At 68.3% G+C, this 19098-nt stretch carries 17 protein-coding genes; 14 read left to right on the top strand and 3 right to left on the bottom strand.

Going from position 1 to position 19098, the window contains the following annotated elements; genetic code table 11:
• Window positions 1-104 precede the first annotated feature (104 nt).
• Window positions 105-1247 (top strand): MFS transporter, encoded by a 1143-nt coding sequence (locus tag ALI144C_RS19815; RefSeq protein WP_076988599.1) that lies wholly within the window; start codon window positions 105-107, stop codon window positions 1245-1247.
• Between the two features lie 298 nt (window positions 1248-1545).
• Here ALI144C_RS19815 and ALI144C_RS19805 read toward each other — a convergent pair whose 3' ends face one another.
• Together ALI144C_RS19805 and ALI144C_RS19800 are read right to left on the bottom strand one after the other, a co-directional pair.
• Window positions 1546-2235 carry a hypothetical protein gene (locus ALI144C_RS19805; protein ID WP_076988597.1) on the bottom strand — a complete coding sequence of 230 codons (690 nt, stop codon included), beginning with the start codon at window positions 2233-2235 and terminating at the stop codon, window positions 1546-1548.
• 156 nt (window positions 2236-2391) lie between these two features.
• Window positions 2392-2745: an ArsR/SmtB family transcription factor gene (locus ALI144C_RS19800; protein WP_076988596.1), complete on the bottom strand. Its 354-nt coding sequence runs from the start codon at window positions 2743-2745 to the stop codon at window positions 2392-2394.
• 303 nt (window positions 2746-3048) lie between these two features.
• Here ALI144C_RS19800 and ALI144C_RS55590 point away from each other — a divergent pair, with 303 nt between their 5' ends.
• From ALI144C_RS55590 to ALI144C_RS19780, 5 genes are all read left to right on the top strand, one after another.
• Window positions 3049-3207: a hypothetical protein gene (locus ALI144C_RS55590; RefSeq protein ID WP_168211297.1), complete on the top strand. Its 159-nt coding sequence runs from the start codon at window positions 3049-3051 to the stop codon at window positions 3205-3207.
• Window positions 3204-5780 carry a magnesium-translocating P-type ATPase gene (mgtA, locus tag ALI144C_RS19795; RefSeq protein WP_076988595.1) on the top strand — a complete coding sequence of 859 codons (2577 nt, stop codon included), beginning with the start codon at window positions 3204-3206 and terminating at the stop codon, window positions 5778-5780. Before ALI144C_RS55590 ends, mgtA begins: the two co-directional genes overlap by 4 nt.
• A 70-nt stretch (window positions 5781-5850) precedes the next feature.
• On the top strand, window positions 5851-6567 hold the full coding sequence (locus ALI144C_RS19790) for an MgtC/SapB family protein (RefSeq protein ID WP_076988594.1): 717 nt from the start codon (window positions 5851-5853) through the stop codon (window positions 6565-6567).
• Window positions 6564-8315, top strand: a complete 1752-nt coding sequence (locus ALI144C_RS19785; protein ID WP_076988593.1) for an ABC transporter permease — start codon at window positions 6564-6566, stop codon at window positions 8313-8315. The genes ALI144C_RS19790 and ALI144C_RS19785 overlap by 4 nt, the downstream gene beginning before the upstream one ends.
• Before the next feature lie 16 nt (window positions 8316-8331).
• Entirely contained in the window at window positions 8332-9651 is a 1320-nt protein-coding gene (locus ALI144C_RS19780) for an ABC transporter ATP-binding protein (protein ID WP_076988592.1), read from the top strand.
• Window positions 9652-9702: 51 nt separating this feature from the next.
• On the opposite strand, the gene ALI144C_RS19775 is transcribed toward ALI144C_RS19780, so the two are convergent.
• Entirely contained in the window at window positions 9703-10326 is a 624-nt protein-coding gene (locus tag ALI144C_RS19775; protein WP_076988591.1) for a TetR/AcrR family transcriptional regulator, read from the bottom strand.
• Between the two features lie 67 nt (window positions 10327-10393).
• On the opposite strand from ALI144C_RS19775, the gene ALI144C_RS19770 reads away from it, so the two are divergent.
• The 8 genes from ALI144C_RS19770 to ALI144C_RS19735 all read left to right on the top strand — a co-directional run bounded on the left by ALI144C_RS19770 (window position 10394) and on the right by ALI144C_RS19735 (window position 19078).
• Window positions 10394-11035: an MSMEG_1061 family FMN-dependent PPOX-type flavoprotein gene (locus ALI144C_RS19770; protein WP_076988590.1), complete on the top strand. Its 642-nt coding sequence runs from the start codon at window positions 10394-10396 to the stop codon at window positions 11033-11035.
• Between the two features lie 12 nt (window positions 11036-11047).
• The gene (locus ALI144C_RS19765) at window positions 11048-11956 is read left to right on the top strand and encodes a PDR/VanB family oxidoreductase (protein ID WP_076988589.1); all 909 of its coding nucleotides are present in this window, start codon (window positions 11048-11050) and stop codon (window positions 11954-11956) included.
• 203 nt (window positions 11957-12159) lie between these two features.
• Window positions 12160-13950 (top strand): hypothetical protein, encoded by a 1791-nt coding sequence (locus tag ALI144C_RS19760; RefSeq protein ID WP_076988588.1) that lies wholly within the window; start codon window positions 12160-12162, stop codon window positions 13948-13950.
• A 7-nt stretch (window positions 13951-13957) separates the two neighbouring features.
• Window positions 13958-15130: a hypothetical protein gene (locus ALI144C_RS19755; protein ID WP_076988587.1), complete on the top strand. Its 1173-nt coding sequence runs from the start codon at window positions 13958-13960 to the stop codon at window positions 15128-15130.
• Window positions 15123-16286 (top strand): hypothetical protein, encoded by a 1164-nt coding sequence (locus ALI144C_RS19750; protein WP_076988586.1) that lies wholly within the window; start codon window positions 15123-15125, stop codon window positions 16284-16286. The genes ALI144C_RS19755 and ALI144C_RS19750 overlap by 8 nt, the downstream gene beginning before the upstream one ends.
• Before the next feature lie 4 nt (window positions 16287-16290).
• On the top strand, window positions 16291-17502 hold the full coding sequence (locus ALI144C_RS19745; protein WP_076988585.1) for a patatin-like phospholipase family protein: 1212 nt from the start codon (window positions 16291-16293) through the stop codon (window positions 17500-17502).
• Between the two features lie 155 nt (window positions 17503-17657).
• Window positions 17658-18188 carry an EF-hand domain-containing protein gene (locus tag ALI144C_RS19740; protein WP_076988584.1) on the top strand — a complete coding sequence of 177 codons (531 nt, stop codon included), beginning with the start codon at window positions 17658-17660 and terminating at the stop codon, window positions 18186-18188.
• On the top strand, window positions 18185-19078 hold the full coding sequence (locus tag ALI144C_RS19735; RefSeq protein WP_237774226.1) for an SAM-dependent methyltransferase: 894 nt from the start codon (window positions 18185-18187) through the stop codon (window positions 19076-19078). The genes ALI144C_RS19740 and ALI144C_RS19735 overlap by 4 nt, the downstream gene beginning before the upstream one ends.
• The last annotated feature ends 20 nt before the right edge of the window (window positions 19079-19098 follow it).

Below are 19098 nucleotides of genomic sequence, written 5' to 3'. Positions count from 1 at the left end.
TTAGCTTGTATCCTCTTTGGGGGTGGGCAATCGCTCGTCAGGCTGTTCCATCCACCAACGTCACCAACGCCCCGGTGGCATCGCGGCTAACGCGGACGGCCTTGGTGGTGAGCCTGGTCAGTCTCACTGCGGGCAGCACGCTGACGACTCCGATTTTCGAGCTTTACCGTCAGCGGTATCACCTCACCGACCAGTACGTGACAGGCATATTCGCCGCCTATGTGCTCGGGGTGATCGTCTCGCTGCTGATCTCGGGAACAGCGACGCGACGTTGGGGCGGTAAGGCCGTCGCGTTGACGGCCGCCGCACTGTCCGTCGCGGCAACTGCGGTATTCCTGTTGGCCGACACGGCGGCGACCGTCAGTGCGGCCAGGGTCGTTTCCGGCATCAGCGTGGGACTGTGTACCGCAACCCTGACGACGATGCTGCGCGACTGCCTCCCGGCACGGGCGGCCGCGCTGCGTGCTTCGGCGGGCATCGCGGCCGGTCTCGGGTGCGGCCCACTGCTCGCAGGGGCCGGGGTGCACTGGCTGCCCGATCCCACGCATCAGGTCTACTGGATCTACCTGCCGTTCCCGGTCATCAGCCTGGTGCTGCTCGCGACGGTTCCGGCGGCTCCCCGGCAGGCGGCTCCGACATGGAAGGCGCGCAGCCACCGCACATTCGGCGGTCGCCGTCGAATTGTGCTGTCAACGGCGACCTTGTGCTGCGCCTACGCATTGAATGGGTATTACCTGTCGCTTGTCCCAAGCCTTCTGCAGCGTGATCTCGCTGCGGCGCGCCTGCTGGGCGCACTGGCAGTGACAGTTCTACTGGCCACCGCCGCTGCGGGGCAGGCATTCGCCCGGAACCTTTCTCGGCATATGGTGGAGCGAGTCGGGCTGATCATTATGGCAGGCGGAAGTCTCTGCGCGGTTGTCACGGTGCTGGCCGCCAGCGGGTCGGGTTTCCTGTTATCCACCGCTGTGCTCGGTGTCGGACACGGAATGACGACATCTAGCGGGTTGTCCGCACTGAATGCGGTGGTTCTCCCGAGTCGGTCGGCGGCAGTCACCACTCGATATTACCTGTGCGGCTATCTCGCCAGCTCCTTGCCGGTCATCTGCATCGGATGGCTGAGCGACCAAGTGGGTCTCGCAGCGGCGGGCGTGTCATTCTTCCTCGTCATCATGTGTGGTGCCGGGTTGTGTCTCGTCCTCCTGTCACGAGGTCCTCACACCATGGAAGGTGAGGAACGTCGTTCATGACGAAAATCGAGTGGTCCGACTTCGGAAGGGTGGAACTACGCGTCGCCAGTGCCGTGACCGGAGCGGTTCACCGGGGTGCCGCTGTGCGGTGACGCAGCCCGACCGGTTCGATGGTGGGGCCGACACGCGCGCTGCACGCCTACCTGCGATGGCGCAACGCCAACGCCCGCCGCCCCGAAGTGCTGGCCGCCCAACGACCCGAACGAGCTCGCATCCGCAGCGAGAAAGGCATCGACGGGGAGGCCGCCCCATCACCCACGCGGCCTGACATCCCCGGCGAACCTATCCGGTCACAGCACTAGCGCGAGCCGTCCGGGGTCTTGACCGGCATGCAGGGGAACTTCTCCTCGTTGCTGGATTGTTCCTTCGACGGGGCGCAGAATTCGAACTCGGTCGTCTTGACGGAGTCGTCGATCTGGAAACCTACAAGTCCGTAGAGGGTCTGGCCCTTCTTGACGTCGTCGCGCGTGTACTCGCTCTGGATCCACGAGCCCTCACGCCAGTTGGAATCCACCCTCGGGACGAGCGAACTGCCCGGCCAGCCCCACTCGTAGCAGTAACCCGACTGCTTCGCGGGCGTCTTCGGGTCGCACTTGCCGTCGGTTGCCTTGTAGCGGACGTGGAACCGCTTGGAGATGCTCACCTTGTCGGTGCCGCGGTCGGGCAGCTCCGGGGTGACCACGATCCACACCGCCAGGAAGTGCTTGCCGGGGTCGGCGGGCTTGTCCAGCACCTCGGCCTTCCACGTCGAGTCGATCGCCTTGACCTTCACGCCGATCTTGAAGCCGCCTTCGGTGTACACCAGGCTCTCGCCGGGGAAATCGTCGAAATTCTTCGCTCCCGACGACCCTGATGACGAATCCGCAGCCGGACTGTCGGTCTTCTTGTCGCCGCCGGAATTGCTTTTGTCAGCGTTGTCGTCACCGCCGGAACACGCCGTCAGCAGTGCGACGAGTCCTGCGCACAGAACCAGTTTTCCCGACCTCATGGTTCCCCTTCTGGCAAGGCCGAAGCATCGAAACCGCAGTGGCGAATGCTTTCACGGCTGGCGGTGACGGGTACTTTATCGGAGGGGATCGGGCGTGCGCCACCTGCGGTCTTGCGGAATTCTTGCGGTCATTTCGGCGGGGGTCGCACGCGGCCATCACGCGCGGCGTGCGCGTCTGGCGGGGCGTCGCAGTTCGTGCCGTTCACCGACGAGGAGGTGGACCACTGCCACGACGATCGGACTGTCCACGTAGTAGATCTGACGGCGGCCGTCCCGGCGTGCCTGCACGAGCCCGGCGAGCTTCAGCTTGGCCAGGTGGTGGCTGACCGCCTGCACCGTCTGGTCTGTCTCCTCGGCGAGCGTGCCGACGTCACGCTCCTCGCCTGCCAGCAGCCAGACGATCTGCAGGCGCACGGTCGCGGACAGCATCCCGAACGTGGCCGCGGCGTCCTGGAGCAACTCCGGCGGCAGCGGGCGGTTGACGAGCTCGGGTGGCGGCGGGACTGACACCTCTACAGCGTGACTCACACGACAACACTTGTGCAAGCGCTTGACTGTCGCGGGTGGATGGTGGGTAGAGTGTGGATGTCGGCGATGAGCGCTGGGCTCATCGCGTCCTGTTCGAGACCATGGAAGCGAGGTGAGCGGCACATGCCGGACGACAGTCCCGACCTGACCGGGCAAACCCCTTGCGCCGCCGCTTCCACGGCGGTCCCCCCGGGCTGACCTCCGTCAGCCGTCCGGGTTTTTCCGGTCGTTGTCGCTATGTCTGGTTTGTGGCGCCCCTTTTCTGAGTGAAGGGGAGTGGCTGGCATGACCACGCGCGTTTTCCGTCCGACCGCGACACCGCTGCGCGCACGCTGGATCGTGGACCCCACCGATCCGGCCGGCCGTCGCATGATCGCCGTCTGGGCGCGTGAATTCGTTGTATCCCACAAGGAAGAACTCCCACTGGTGGGAGCCGTGCGGTGAGCCGTACGGTGTCCGTTGTGGACCCCGAAATCCGCGAGCTGGCGACGGCGGCCCCGGTCACGCTGTACCGGCGGCTGTCCAGCTCGCCGAAGGGGCTGACCGAGCACGAGGCCGCAAGCCGGTCGGTCCCGCACACGGCCGAGCGTCGCGAGCGGGATCGGGCACGGTGGTTCCGATCCACAGTGGCTAGTCCGTTCGCGGCCCTGTTGACCGTTTTGGCCGTGGTGTTCGTCGTGCTCGGTGACGGGCGCGCCGCTGTGACCGTCGGCGCGATGGTGGTGCTCAGCATCGCGTTGCGCGTATGGCAGCAGGTGCGTTCGGATCAAGCCGTTCGCGGTCTGCGGGCGTTGGTCACCACGACGACCACGGTCCGCAGGCGGCCGGAAGCCGGGATCGCTCCTGCCGACCGGGAGATCCCGCCGGACGACCTGGTCCCCGGTGATGTCGTCCTGCTCATGGCCGGGGACGTCGTGCCCGCGGATGTCCGGCTGGTCTCGGCCACCGCGTTGACGGTCGACCAATCGGCGTTGTCCGGCGAAGCCCTGCCCGTGCGCAAACAACCGCCGTCCGGCCACGCCGAGGACGACATGGCCGCGGTGTGCTTCGCGGGTACGTCGGTGGTCAGCGGCACCGCGACGGCCGTGGTGGTCGCCGTCGGCGCACGGACGTACCTCGGTGTGATGGGTGAACAGGCCCGGTACGCCCGTCCGGAGTCCAGCTTCGACCGTGGTGTGCGTTCGGTCGGCTGGACGCTGGTGCGGTTCATGCTCGTGATGGCGCCGATCGTGCTCGCGGTCAACGGGTTCGTCACCGGCGACTGGGCACAGGCCGCGCTGTTCGCCGTGGCGGTCGCGGTCGGCCTCACCCCCGAGATGCTGCCCGTGATCGTCACCGCGAACCTCGCCCGCGGCGCCGTTCAGCTGTCACGCAAGAAGGTCGTCATCACCCGGCTCAACGCCATCCAGGACCTGGCGGGCATGGACGTGCTGTGCGTGGACAAGACCGGCACCCTCACCGAGGACCGGGTGACCTACGCGCACAGCGTCGACCTGGCGGGCAGGCCGGACGGCGAGGCCGCCGAGCACGCCTACCTCGCGGCCCACTTCCAGACCGGGCCGCGCAACCGGCTCGACGAGGCGATCGTCGACCAGCTCGCGGGCGACGACGAGCCCCTGCTCACCGACGCGATGTTCGCGCTGGTCGACGAGATCGGGTTCGACCACACCCGGCGGCGCACCACGGTCGTCGTGCGCCAGCAGCCCGGCGAACACCTGCTGATCACCAAGGGCGACCCCGACGAGATCCTGCCGCGCTGCACCCACGCGTGGCAGGAGGGCGACGTGGTCGAACTGACCGGGCCACGACGTGACCAGGCACAGGACGTCGTCCGCGCCTACTCCGACCACGGCATGCGGGTCCTGGCTGTCGCCGCCCGCCAGCTCCCGGCTCGGCTCGACGGCTACGACGAGACCGACGAGGCGAACCTCGTGCTGGTCGGGTTCGTCGGGTTCGTCGATCCGGTGCGGGACAGCGCCGCCGAAGCGGTCCGCATGCTCGACCGGCACGGTGTCGCGGTCAAGATCCTCACCGGCGACAACCGGCACGTCGCCGCACGGGTGGCCGAGCAGGTCGGCGTGCCTGTCGGTGACATCGTGGTCGGTCACCAGGTGGAGAAGGCGAACGACGCCCAACTGCGCCGCCTTGTGCAGCACACGACGGTGTTCGCGCAGATCAACCCGGTGCACAAGGCTCGGATCGTGACCGCGTTGCGGGACGTCGGGCACGCCGTCGGGTTCATCGGCGACGGCGTCAACGACACGGTGGCGCTGCGGACCGCCGACGTGGGGATCGCGGCGGACACCGCCACCGACGTCGCCAAGGACGCCGCCGACCTGATCCTGCTGGCCAAGGACCTGACGGTGATCGCGGGCGCGGTGCTGGAAGGGCGCCGCACGCTGGGCAACACCATGAAGTACGTCAAGATCACCGCCAGCTCGAACCTCGGCAACGTGGTCAGCGTCCTGGTGGCCGCCGCGACCCTGCCGTTCCTGCCGATGCTGCCGATCCAACTGATGGTGCAGAACCTGCTGTACGACGCCGCGCAGCTGACCCTGCCGTGGGACAAGGTCGACGAGGACTACCTGCGTGAACCGCGGCGGTGGGGCACCGGTGGGCTGACCCGGTTCATGCTCACCTTCGGCCCGCTCAGCTCGCTGTTCGACGTGATCACGTTCGCGGGCCTGTGGTGGCTGGTCGGCACGGACACGCCCGCCGAACAGGCGATGTTCCAGGCGGGCTGGTTCACCGAAGGCCTGCTGTCGCAGGTGCTGATCGTGCTGGTGCTGCGCTCACGCCACCGGGTGGGAATCCCGGCCCGGCCGGTGCTGGCCGCCGCGGTGGCGGTGGCGTTCGTCGGCCTGGTGCTGCCGTGGACACCGGTCGCGGACGCGCTGCGGATGACCGCGCTGCCGCTGGGTTTCTACGCATGGCTGCCGGTGGTCCTGGTCGGATACGCGCTGGCCGCGCAGGCCGTCAAGGCGCGCCACCTGCGTCACCGGGGACCTTGGTTGTGACATCCGCTGCGGTGGCGGCGTGCGCGCCGGACCGTCAGAGTCTGAAGTGGACAAGAGACTGGAGCGGGCGATGACGACTGTCGAAATGCTGATGCGCGTGGGTACCGGTGTGGGGCTGGGCGCTTTGATCGGCTTCGAACGCCAGTACCGGGCGCGGATGGCCGGGTTGCGCACCAACGCGCTCGTCGCGGTCGGGGCCACGCTGTTCGTGGTGTTGTCCGCCTACGGCTTCGGCAGCGCCCCCGGCAACGCGGACCCCACGCGTGTCGCGGCGCAGGTCGTGTCCGGCATCGGGTTCCTCGGCGCCGGGGTGATCCTGCGCGACGGCCTGAGCGTGCGCGGCCTGAACACGGCGGCGACGCTGTGGTGCTCCGCCGCGGTCGGCTCGCTGGCCGGAGCCGGGCTCTACCAGACCGCGGCGGTCGGCACGGTCGTGGTGATCGTGGTGAACGTGGCGCTGCGGGTGGTCGGCCGCGCGGTCGACCGCCGCCCGGACACCGGCGACGAGGAGCCCACCTTCTACGCGTTCATGGCCGTCACCAAGGACGACGCCGAGGCGCATGTGCGCGCGTTGCTCGTGCAGTCGTTGACACGCACCGACTTCCGGCTGCTGTCGGTGTCCAGCACCAACAGCGCCAACGAGGGATACGTGGAGGTCCGGGCCGAACTGGCCGGGGACCGACGCGACGACAAACAAATGGAGTCGGCGGTGAGCCGGCTGAGTCTTGAGCCGTCCGTCACCAGCGTCCGGTGGCAGGTGACAAGCGTGAACGGAGACGAGGAATGACGTTACTCCGGTCCTACCCGTCGCGGGACGCCCAGGGGAGTCTGCGCGGTGACCGGCCGATCCGGCGCGCCGCCGACGTGGTGGTCTTTCTCGGCGCGGCTGTGCTGCTGTGGGCCGTCGTGCGCCTGTCCCAGGGCGTCGACGTGCCGTTCGACGAGACCACCGCACCATCCACAGTGTCCACTGACCCGGCCGAACTGCCCTACTACGCGGCCCGGTCGCTGCTGCGCATGTTCGCGGCGCTCGCCTTGTCCATTGTGTTCACGTTCGTGTACGCCACGGCGGCGGCCAGGTTGCGCCGGGCGGAGAAGGTCATGCTTCCGGTGCTGGACATCCTGCAGTCCGTGCCGATCCTGGGGTTCCTGTCGGTGACGATCACCGGGTTCATCGCGTTGTTCCCCGGTTCGCAGCTCGGCCTGGAGTGCGCGTCGGTGTTCGCGATCTTCACCTCGCAGGCGTGGAACATGACGTTCGCGTTCCACCACTCGCTGGTCTCCCAGCCGCGTGAGCTCGACGAGGCCGCGCGCGACCTGAGGCTGTCGCGCTGGCAGCGGTTCTGGCGGGTGGACGTGCCCAGCGGGATGATCCCGTTGGTCTGGAACGGGATGATGAGCTTCGGCGGTGGCTGGTTCTTCCTGGTCGCCTCGGAGGCGTTGAGCGTGAACAACCGCGAGTACGCGCTGCCCGGCATCGGCTCGTTCGTCGCCACGGCCACCGCCGAGGCCGACCTGGGCAAGGTCCTGTTGGCGATCGGCGTGATGATCGTCATGGTGATCGCGGTGAACGTGCTGTTCTGGCGGCCGCTCACGGCGTGGGCGGAACGGTTCCGCGTCGAGGACTCCGAGGCCGCGGACGCGCCCCGCAGCATCGTGCTCACCGTGTTGCGCCGTTCGCGGATCCCGGCGCTGCTCGGCAAGGCGCTCGGCTGGCTGGTCATGCCGCTCGACCGGATCATGGGGGTGTTCGGCCTGGCGGAACACCCGCTGCGGACCTCTCCTGTACGCCGCCGGATCGGCGACATCGTCTTCGCGGTCGTGGTGCTCGCGGTCCTCGCCTACGGCACCGTCCGCATGGTCACCTACATCACGGACACCGCGGGGTTCGGCGAGGTCGGCCACGCGCTGCTGCTGGGCCTGGTCACGTTCGGCCGGGTGATCCTGCTGGTCGCGGTGGCCAGCCTGATCTGGGTGCCGATCGGGGTGTGGATCGGGCTGAACCCGAAGGTGTCCCGGCTGGCGCAGCCGGTGGTGCAGGTGCTGGCCAGCTTCCCGGCGAACTTCCTGTTCCCGATCATCACGGCGGTGCTCGTGGCCACCGGGATCAGCCTGGACTGGGGCGGCATCCTGCTGATGTCGCTGGGCGCGCAGTGGTACATCCTGTTCAACGTGATCGCCGGGGCGTCGGCGATCCCGAACGACCTGCGGGAAGCCGCCGCCAACCTGAGGCTGCCGCGTGCGCTGTGGTGGCGCAGGCTGGTGCTGCCCGCGATCTTCCCCAGTTACGTCACCGGGGGCATCACCGCCGCGGGCGGCGCCTGGAACGCCTCGATCGTGGCCGAGGTCGTCAGCTACGGCGGCACCACGTTGACCGCGACCGGCCTCGGCGCGTACATCGCGCAGGCCACCAGCGTCGGTGACGGCCCGCGCATCCTCATCGGTGTCACCGTCATGAGCCTGTACGTCGTCGGGCTCAACCGCTTGTTCTGGCGTCGCCTGTACGCCTTGTCCGAACGTCGATTCACGCTCTGAGCCGCCGGAGGTCCCGATGTCACTTGAAACGATCGTCAACGTCGAGTCGGTGAGCAAGAGCTTCACCGGGATCGCCGGGGACGAGTTGCGCGTCCTGGACGCCGTCGACCTCGACCTGCGCGCCGGGGAGATCGTCGCCCTGCTCGGCCGGTCCGGGTCCGGCAAGTCCACGCTGTTGCGCACCATCGCCGGGCTGATCGCGCCCAGCAGCGGCACGGTCCGGTACAGAGGCCAGGTGATCAACGGCGCCAATCCGGGCACCGCCATGGTGTTCCAGTCGTTCGCGCTGATGCCGTGGCTGACTGTGCAGGACAATGTGGAACTCGGTCTCGCCGCGCGTGCGGTGCCGCGGGCGCAACGCCGTGACCAGGCGTTGAAAGCGATCGACCTGATCGGACTCGACGGGTTCGAGTCGGCCTACCCCAAGGAGCTGTCCGGCGGCATGCGGCAACGCGTCGGCTTCGCCCGTGCGCTCGTGCTGGAACCGGACCTGCTGCTGATGGACGAGCCGTTCTCCGCGCTCGACGTGCTCACCGCGGAGAACCTGCGCACCGAGCTGATGTCGTTGTGGACCAGCGGGACGTTCCCGACGAAGGGCATCTGCATCGTCACGCACAACATCGAGGAGGCGGTGCTGCTCGCCGACCGCGTGATCGTGCTCGGCGCCAACCCCGGCCACATCCGCGCCGAGGTCCAGATCGACATCGACCGGCCACGCGACCGCCGGGCTCCCGGGTTCGTAGAGCTGGTCGACCAGCTCTACGACCTGCTCACCGGCCGCGAGCCGGACGTGCACGTCCCGGAGCCCACGGACGCGACGCCGACCGCCCGCCCGCTGCCGACCGCGTCGGTCGGCGGCCTGGCGGGTCTCGTGGAGATCGTCAACGCCAAGGGCGGGCACGTCGACCTGCCGGAGATCGCCGCGGACCTGAACTTCGAGATCGACGACCTGCTGCCGTTGGTGGACGCGGCGACGATGCTGGACTTCGTGCACGTGGCAGGCGCGGACCTGACGCTGACCGACCTGGGCACCCGGTTCACGACGGCGGACATCCAGGACAGCAAGAAGATCTTCGCCGAACAGGTCCGGCACCGGGCGCCGCTGGTCCGAACCATCTGCACGGCGCTGGCCAGCAGCGCGGGCGGCAGCCTCCGCGCGAGTTTCTTCCTCGACCTGCTCCGCCGTGGCTTCTCACCCGCGGACGCCCGGCAGCAGCTGGACACCGCGATCGACTGGGGCCGATACGCCGAACTGTTCGACTACGACACGGACACCGACCACATCACCGCCGACGCCGACGCCGACGCCGACACGGACGTCGTCGGGGTGCGTTAGCTCGTCGGTGGGCGGCAGCGTGCCTCGGCCACATCTGTCCGGTGAAGCCGCTCACCGCTCCGTGCGCAGGTAACTGGTGATCATCGCGACGAGTTCGTTCTCCAGCCGGGTGACGTCGATGGAATTGGGCGCGGCGACGAGCGAGTGCACGGTCAGCTCCACTGTGTATGCGACGAGCCGGGCAGCCGTGTCCTTGTCGTTGACCCTGGCCTCGGGGTGGCGGTCCAGCAGCTCCCGCAGGTCGCCGATCATCTCCCATTCCTGCTGGGTGATCCGCTCGATCAGCTCGCTGGAGCGGGGTGCCTGCTCGAGCATGATCCGCAGCAGTGCGGGGTCGTCGAGGTGGTTCTCGATCACCGTGTGCACGAACACCCGGATGATGTCCTCGAGCGGGTCCGGTCTGTCCTTGTGCGCGCGGAGCGTCTCGGTGGCCCTGTCGCCGTCGAGGTGGCGGGTCAGCAGTTCGGCCAGGATCGCGTCCTTGTTCGGGTAGTACTGGTACAGCGAGCCGATCGAGACTCGCGCCCGCTCGGCGATCCGGTTCGTGGTGCCCGCGGCGTAGCCGTACTCGGCGAAAATGTGAGCAGCCGCGGTGAGGATGCGCTGTCTGGTCAGCTCGGCGCGGATCTGGCGCGGCTGTTTACGTGGCTGGATGCGACGCTGTTCCGACGTCATGAACCCTCCTGCGAGCCGGTGCGAAAGCGAGTAGCGGACGAACTGAACAATTGCTCATAATTGTGTCATGACCAGCAACGATACCCTCATGAGTGCGCGCCCGAGGCGGGTTTCGTACGAAGAGGTGCGCGCTCGGATCGGTGAACCGGAGGACATGATCAGGGCCAAGGTCCATGATCGGATCGACCGGCACGGCCACCGATTCATCGCGCACTCCCCGTTCGTGGCGATGGCCACCTCGGACGCGCACGGACTGCCTGACTGCTCACCGCGTGGCGACTACCCGGGCTTCGTCAAGGTGCTCGACGAACGCACCCTCGCCATCCCCGACCGTCCGGGCAACAAGCTCGCCGACTCGTTCCGCAATCTCGCCGAGAACGACGGGATCGGGCTGATGTTCGTCATCCCCGGCATGCGGGAGGTGATGCGCGTCAACGGTCACGCGTACCCCACTGACGAACCCGACGTGCTCGCCCGGATGCGCACCGAGGGCAAGGACGCGCAGTTGGCGATCGTCGTGGAGGTGGTGGAGGCGTTCTTCCACTGCGGGCGCGCGCTGATCCGGTCCCGGCTGTGGGATCCCGCGAGCCAGGCGTTGGCCGCGGAGTTGCCGTCCGCCGGTGAGGTCGCCGTCGACCAGATGGGGCTCGACGTCGATCCGGCGGTATTGGAGAACATGCTCGAAACCGCCTACCGGCAGCTGTACTGAGGGGATTGTTCGATGCAGACGACAGTTCTCGACCGGGTGGAGCCGGTCGCCGACGGCACGGTGTCGCTCGTCCTGCGCGGTGCGGACGGCCCGCTGGCGCCGTGGGAACCGGGCGCGCACGTGGATCTGGCGTTGCCCAACTGGCTGACCCGGCAGTACTCGCTGTGCGGGGACCCGGCCGACCGCGGCAGCTACCGCGTGGCCGTCCGTCACGACCGGCTCAGCCGTGGCGGCTCGGAGTACATCCACCTGTTCCTGCGCACCGGTCGTACGATGGAAGTCTCGTTGCCACGGAACAACTTCCCGCTGCTGCCCGCGCCGGAGTACCTGTTCGTCGCCGGTGGCATCGGGATCACGCCCATGGTGTCCATGCTCGCGGCGGCGGTCGAATCGGGTGCTGTGGCGACGCTGGTGTACGTGGGCAGGTCGTTGGTCACCATGCCGTTCGCGGGCGAGCTTCGGGCCGCGTACGGCGACCGGGTGCGCGTGTACGCCACAGAAGAGCACGGCAGGCCCGACTTCGCGGCCCTGGCGGCCGCGCTGAACCCCCAAGCGCTGGTGTACTGCTGCGGCCCCATGTCGATGCTCGACGCGGCCGAGGCGGTGTTTCCCGCGCAGCGGCTGCACATCGAGCGGTTCCAGCCGACGGTCAGGCAGTTCGCGCCCAACCAGCCGTTCGAGGTGCACTGCGTCCGATCGGGGAAGACCGTGCCCGTCGCCGCCGAAGAGTCCATGTTGGACGCCTTGAACCACGCGGGGTGCCGGGTCTCGTCCGGCTGCCGGGAAGGGGTGTGCGGCAGTTGTGAGATCACTGTCGTGGACGGTGAACCGGAGCACCGCGACGACATCGGCGCACCGCCCGGCCGGATGTATTGCTGCGTTTCCCGTGCGCTGTCCGGGCGTCTCGTCGTCGACCTTTGACGGCAGGCCGTACGGAAGGGAGAAACCGTGCCCCTGACCCCGCCCTGATTTGTCGTTTGATAGTTTCCAACGTCACGGATTTGTCTCCGATGGTGTGGATTCGCGGGGCGCGTTAACGCGACTGGGGCGTGCGCGATACGTGAGCGTGTTGATTCTTGGGTCTTCGCTCTTGGTTTCTCTGCGGTTCGCGGGTGGTGTGTGTCGTGGTTGACAAATGGCAGGTGGTCGCGGCGATCGATTTCGGCACACACGGAACCGGCTGGGCCTGGGCGACCGTCGATGCCGTCAACAACGACGCACACCGGCGGATAATCAACTACAAAGCCGACCATCGCGGCGCGCCTGTGGTGTATCCGAAGAACCTGTCCGCGCTGTTCTTTCAGGACGGTTCGGTGTCCGCGCGGGGATTCGAGGCGCGGCGGCGGTGGGTCCGTGCGCGGAGTGCCGGGGAATCCGGCATCGGTTACGCGTACGCGTTCAAGATGATGTTGAAACCCGACGCCTACCACGGTGACGTGCCGCGTGGCGAAGGCACTGTTCGACTGGCGGACCCGCACGACGCGCGGCACCTGATCACCGAGTACCTGCGTGGCGTCTACCAGGAGGTGATCACGGACGTCGGCAAGCGGGACTACCGGCCTGACCACATCCGCTGGTGCCTGACCGTCCCCGCGATCTGGGAGCAGGCCGACCTTCGGCTGATGCGCCAGGCCGCTGTCGAGGCCGGACTGCCCGACGACGAGGACCGCCTGCTGCTGGCCATCGAGCCGGAGGCCGCCGCCCTCTACTGCATGGTGCGCAGCAACTACGTACTCGGCACCGACGACGACCGGGAGTTCCTCGAACTCAACGACGGCGGTCTGGCGTCGCGGTTCATGGTGGTCGACTGCGGCGGCGGCACGATCGACATCACCGCGTACAAACTGGGCCGGGCACCGGACGGCAGCGCCCGGTTGAGCGAGATCGGCCAGCCTGACGGCGGCAAGTTCGGGTCCGAGTACACCAACGCCGCGCTGATCGACGACTTCCTCGCCGCTCGGCTCGGCCCCGACGTCATCGCGAAGGCGAAGGCGGACTGCGCGGCCGACCTGCAGGCGCTGCAGGACCAGTGGGAGATCGAGAAGGCCAACGTCGCCGTCGAGGTGATCGACGGCGCGCCGCGGATCGTCGACCCGGTGATGCTCACCGTCCCACCCGCGCTGTGGGGTCTGCTCGACGAGCCGACCAGGCGGTCGCTCGCCGACGCGTACGGCAGCCAGTGGGGTGTCGTGGTGCCCGAGGCCGACGTGCAGAAGATCTTCGACACCATGCTCGACCCGATGATGGACGTGATCCGCAAGCAGTTGCGCACGATGGCGCGCAACGACGGCCCCGCCACCGGTCCCGAACTGCTCGTCGTCGTCGGCGGTTTCGGCCGGTCGGAATACCTGCAGGCGCGGATCGCCGCGACCTTCAAGGACGACGCGCGGGTGCTGTTGGCCGAGGACCCGGCGGGCGCGGTCATGTTCGGCGCGGTCCACTACTGCTACAACCCCAGCGTGATCCGGGCCCGGCGCGCGCGGTTCACCCTCGGCTACCAGGCGAGCGTGCTGTTCCGGCAGGGCGTCGATCCGTTGGAGAGCCAGTTCGCGGGCGACGACAACGAACTGTACTGCACGACCCGCTTCCACCGGCTCGTCGCCAAGGGACAGAGCGTCGAGGTCGACTTCGCCCGTCGCATGGAGGTCTCGGCGGCGAGCAGCCAGACGGATTCCGTTGTGGTGCGGGTGTTCGAAACCCCGGACGACGAGAATCCCGAGTGGGTCACCGAGGCCAACGGCAAACTGCTCGGCACGGTCACGATCGACCTGACCGAGTCGATCGGCGTACCGAGGGCCGAACGGACCGTCGAGCTCTACTTCTACTTCGGCAACGCCCAGACCCGGGTGCGTGCGGTGAACCCGCGAACAGGCGAGGAAGCCGAAACCAGATTCGAGATCGACTATGTGCGTTAGGTGGTTGGTGGACATGGTGTTGGGCAAGTCGGCTGGGGACACGACACACGACCCGGTCGAGGAGTTGCTGGCCCAGGTGCGGGAGCTGAAGGACGAGATCGCCGACCTGTGGGTGGCGCTCCAGCAGGCGTTGGACGAGGGTGCCGCCAAGGGGATGTCCCAGGCCAACCTGGAGATCCCGAAGATCGTGCTCGACGTCGCCAAGCGCTACGAGGAGATCGCGGAGCTGGACTCGAGGATCGACGGCCACCGCAGGCAGACCATCGAGGACGCGCAGGCCGCCGAGGCGCAGCGAGTACCGGCTGGCTACCACCAACTGCGTGACGACGTCGCGCAGTTGCGGACCAGCGTCGGGACGTTGCGGTCCGGGAGCCTCAGTGATCGACGGATCACCGAAGGGCTGCGGCAGTCTGTCAACCGCGTCATGCAAGAGGTGCAAACGCACACAGCTCATCTGGCCAAGGTCGACGGGGTGCAGACGCGCGGCGGCGTGTACAACCAGCTGGGTGTGCTGCGCAGGGAGATGCAAGCGGAGTTCGCCGCGCTGCGAGAGGAAATGCTCGACGTGGCACGCCGTGAGGCAGCCGCCGCCGCGGAACACGCCGTCGGCCCCGTCCGTGACAGCCTGAACACGCTGGACGACAGCTGGCGCAACCTGCGTGCCGAGCGCGTGCGCGCCGACGCCGATCTCTTACGAGAACAGGATCACGCACACCACCCGCTCGCGAGTGAACTCACCAACCTCGGCACGCAGAAGGCCAGGGCGTTGGTGACCAGCGCCCGGCCACACGACGCGACGGGCGAGTACGACCCGATCACCTCGGTCGCCGTGGCTGTGCGCGAGATAATGCAGGCTTGTCTGACCGGTCCGATGGTGGACACCGACGGCGTGCGGAACGCCTTGGTCGGCAACGTGATCGACCTGGAACCCGGTGACCTGGGCAGGCTGCGGCGGTTCGTCGACGCGGCGACCAGGCTGCGGGCGAGGATCGCGGCGACCGGGCGCGAGGTCGAGTTCGACTTCACTCCGCCCGCGGCGGGGGAGGAGTACCACATCTGGCACCCGAGCACCGAGGACGGCGTGCCGAGCTTCGTCGTCGTGCCCGCGTACCGGGTCGGCGGGCACACGTTCGGCCTCCCGGTCGTGTTCACCGAACTGCCCGAAGTGGCGGGTGACTGACGCGATGTCGTTCCTGCGGAACGCACTCGGCGCGATGCTCGACCGGGTTCCGGGAGCGGGCGGGCGGGTGGTCAAGGAGCTGGCGCAGTCGGTCGAACGCACGTCGGGATACGTGGAACGCCGGGCGAAGCCCGGTTTCTTCCGCCGGATCGCCGAGGCGTTCACCGGCAAGGTGCAGACCCAGATCAACCGCAACCTGGTCGGCACCCAGCGGGAGATCGTGGCCGAACTGGACGGAATGCGGGCCCGGGGCATCGCCGTGGACGTCGACGTCGCCCGCGTCGCGGGGCACCTGCGAGAGGTCCAGTACACGGTGCAGCACACCACCGGGCTGGCGCGGCGCAACGCGGCGGACATCGCCGACCTGGCCAGGATGACCGGCAGGCTGGGTGAACTGGTCGCCCTCTGCCAGGACCGGCTCGACGAACACGACCTCGTCCTCGGCAGGCACGCCCTCATGCTGGCGTCCCACGCGAAGGTCCTCGCCGAGCACTCCGGGATCCTGGCCGCGCACACGGAGACACTGACCGACCACGCCGGTCGGCTGGAGATCCTCGAACTGCGTGCCGCGGCGACCGAAGCGTTCACCCTGAGCACGGAACGGTGGAGCGACGGGGAGACGTACACCGACATGCCGTGGGCGATCCAGGTCCTGTTGCTGGCGCAGGAAGTCGCGAGTGGACCGAGCGGTGCGTACGAGCTGATGGCGCCCCGCACGGCGGCAGGCATGCCGACCGACCCGCAGTGGTTCCAGAAACGGCTTGTCCGCACGATCATCAAGGCGACCCGGCCGGAGCGGGCGTGGGAGGGGCGGCGGCCGTTCGTCGACGTCCTGGCCGAGGCGATCAGCGAACTCGGGTCGGAGGACGAGCGGATGATGGTCGCCGAACTGCTCGGCGTCGGCCTGACCGAGGCCTATGCGCCACTCGACCAGGGCCCGCTGAGCAGCGCGTTCGCCGTCGGTCTTGACCAGCCGCCGGACACCACCCGCGCCGGCCTGCTCCGGCTGGCCGGTCGCTTCACCGGCAGCCGGTGGGTGCCGAACCAGTTGACGGCCAAGGCTTTCGTCGAACGCGCCGTCGCTGAGCAGTCGGCGTCCGCGTTGGCCGCTCGGGCGGCGTTGTGGCGGCCTCCCCGCGTGTCCGGCGAAGGGTGAAGCGATGACCGAACACGAAATGTCGGCACGGGACATCGCCGAACAGGCGCGGCGCCTCGCGGACAGAGCGGAGAACCGGGCGCGGGAAACACGCCCGCGCCGTCCGCTGCCGCGGGGACTGCGTGATCCCGCTGAAGCCTTCCAACGCAGGGGAATCACGGATCCCCGTGCCGAGCCCGTCGCGTTGGTGCTCGCCGGTGGCGGTGCCCGCGGCGCCTATCAGGCCGGTGTGGCGCGATTTCTGGCCGAAACAGGCACGCCGGTGACTGCGGTGTCCGGAGCGAGTATCGGCGCGCTCAACGGAGCGATCCTGGCGGCCGCACCGTCGCTCACGGCCGGTGCCGAGCGGATGGTCGAGGCGTGGACGTACGTCGCGGAGCGGACGGGCAGACCACCGCATCGGGCCGCGCTGACCGACGGCGAGGAGGTGGCACCGGACCTGGCCGAACGGCCGGTCGTGGACGAGCCGACCCGGTTGCAGCTGCTCAACCTGGTGTCCCGGATGAAAGGCCCGTTGTTCGGGCGGGACTTCCTCGACGGTCTCTTGATGCGGTTCGTCGACCTCGACGACGTGCAGCGCGGACTGCCGCTGCTGGTTTCGGTGTTCCCGTCGGTGGACCCGTCGATCGGCGGGATCGAGCGGTTCTTCCGCCTGCCGAGGAAGGACGGGCCGGACCGCGCGATCCTGCACCCGAGGTTCGGGTGGGCGCTCGACGTGGTCCGCGGCTGGTTCCTCGGCGCGAAGGCGGAATGGATCCGCGTGAACAGCCAGCCGAAGGAGTTCATCCACAACACGGTGCTGGCCAGTGCGGCACTGCCGATCGTCATGCCGCCGCGCGTGGTCGACGGGCGCGTCTACCGCGACGGTGGGATCGCGGACAACCTGCCTGTCGGCGCGCTCGCCGAACTGGTGGATGTCAGCCGGGTGGTCGTCGTGCACCTCAAGCCGTACCCGCTGTTCAACCCCGCGGACCCGGACTTCAACCTGATCGAGATCATGCCGAGCAGGCCGCTGAACCCCGGTGGCCCGATCGGGGGTCTGACCGGGCTGGTCGACCTGTCCCCTGACCGGGTCGCGGCGTTGTGCGAAGCCGGTTACGAGGACGCCCGCGACCAACTGGGCCGCGTGTGGCAGCACGAGGGGATCGCCAGGATCGCCGAGTTCACCGCTGATTTCCGTACCGGGGCGATCGACGAACTCGGCGAACCGCGGTAGTCCGCTGTCCACCGCTGTCGCACTTTCGTCGCAGTCGTCGCCGCACCCGTTGTCGGCTGAATGGGGTGTTCGAGTCATCCTTTCCGGTGAGACAGCTGTTTCCCGCCATCCCGTTGAGGTTTTCTGGGGCCAACTCGGACGATAGGGGAGCACACATGGCTGCGGACGCCGTGGATCGCGTGGATCTGCTCTTCAGGCTCTTCGATGTCGACGGCAGCGGCGACCTCGAGGCCGCCGACTTCGAGCTGATGGCCAGCCGGGTCGTCGCGGTCGCGTCGGAATCCGGTGACGAGGCCAAAGACGCCATCGTGTCGGCGTTTCGCCGGTACTGGACGACACTGGTCACCGAACTGGACGCGGACCGCGACGGCCGGGTCGGCATCGAGGAGTTCCGGGCGTGCGTGCTGTCGCCGGAACGCTTCGACGACACGATCGACGAGTTCGCCCGCGCGCTCGCGGCACTCGGCGACCCGGACGGCGACGGCCTCATCGAGCGCCCGGTGTTCACCGCGCTCATGACCGCCATCGGGTTCAAGCGCCCGAACATCGACGCGCTCTTCGACGCGTTCGAGCCCAACGACGACGACCAGATCACGGTCTCCGTCTGGGTCACCGGGATCAAGGACTACTACCAGCCGGACGCGACCGGGATCGCCGGTGACCACCTGGTGCCGGGCGCACGGTGATCACCGCGGGCACGAAGGAGTGGTGCGAGGAGCCTGGCGGGGAAATCAGCGGAGGCGTCGGCCTGACAGCGCTCATGGTCGCGGCGGCCCGTGCGATCGAAACACACCGCCCTGACGCGCTGGCCCGTGACGAGTACGCCGAACACTTCGTGCGGGCCGCACCAGCCTCAGCGTCCTGGCCCGTTCACCCGCGTGAGGTGCCGGACGGCGACGCGAACCCCTTGTGGGGCAGACTGGGCCGCTACTTCGGCCTGCGCACCCGTGTGCTCGACGACGTGGTGCTGGACGCGGGCAACCGCCAAATGGTGCTGCTCGGAGCCGGCCTGGACACGAGGGCGTTCCGGCTGGACTGGCCACCCGGCTCGGTCGTGTACGAACTGGACAAGCCGGGAGTGCTGGCGTTCAAGCAGGAAGTCCTGGACGCGGTGGGAGCCCGGCCGCGCACGACCCGCAGGACGATCCCGGCGGATCTGAGCACCGACTGGGCAGGGCTGCTGGGTGAATTCCGGCTGGACGAACCCACCACCTGGGTGGTGGAGGGCCTGTTGTTGTACCTGTCAGCCGATGCGGAACGCCACCTGATCGAGATCATGGACCGGTTGTCCGCACCGGGCAGCACCATCGTCTACGAGATCAAGCCGATCCGTGACCTCGCACTGGCCCGTGACCACCCGATCTACACGTCGACGAAAACCCAGATCGGGATCGACCTGCTCGCCCTGTTCGACCTGGGCCGACGCCCGGACTCAGCCGCCGCCCTCAGCTCCCGTGGCTGGACGACACGGGTCCACACCCCGTTCGACTTCACCCGACGGCACGGCCGCGGCCCGCTGCCCGACCCACCGCATGACGCGCTGGAGTCCAACCGCTGGGTGATAGCCACGAAATGACCGGCTCCCCGGCCAGGCAA

The sequence above is a fragment of the Actinosynnema sp. ALI-1.44 genome (assembly GCF_001984155.1).
Lineage (GTDB): Bacteria > Actinomycetota > Actinomycetes > Mycobacteriales > Pseudonocardiaceae > Kibdelosporangium.
Note: the sequence above shows the minus strand (reverse complement) of the source record. Positions and strands in the feature narration are given on the sequence as shown.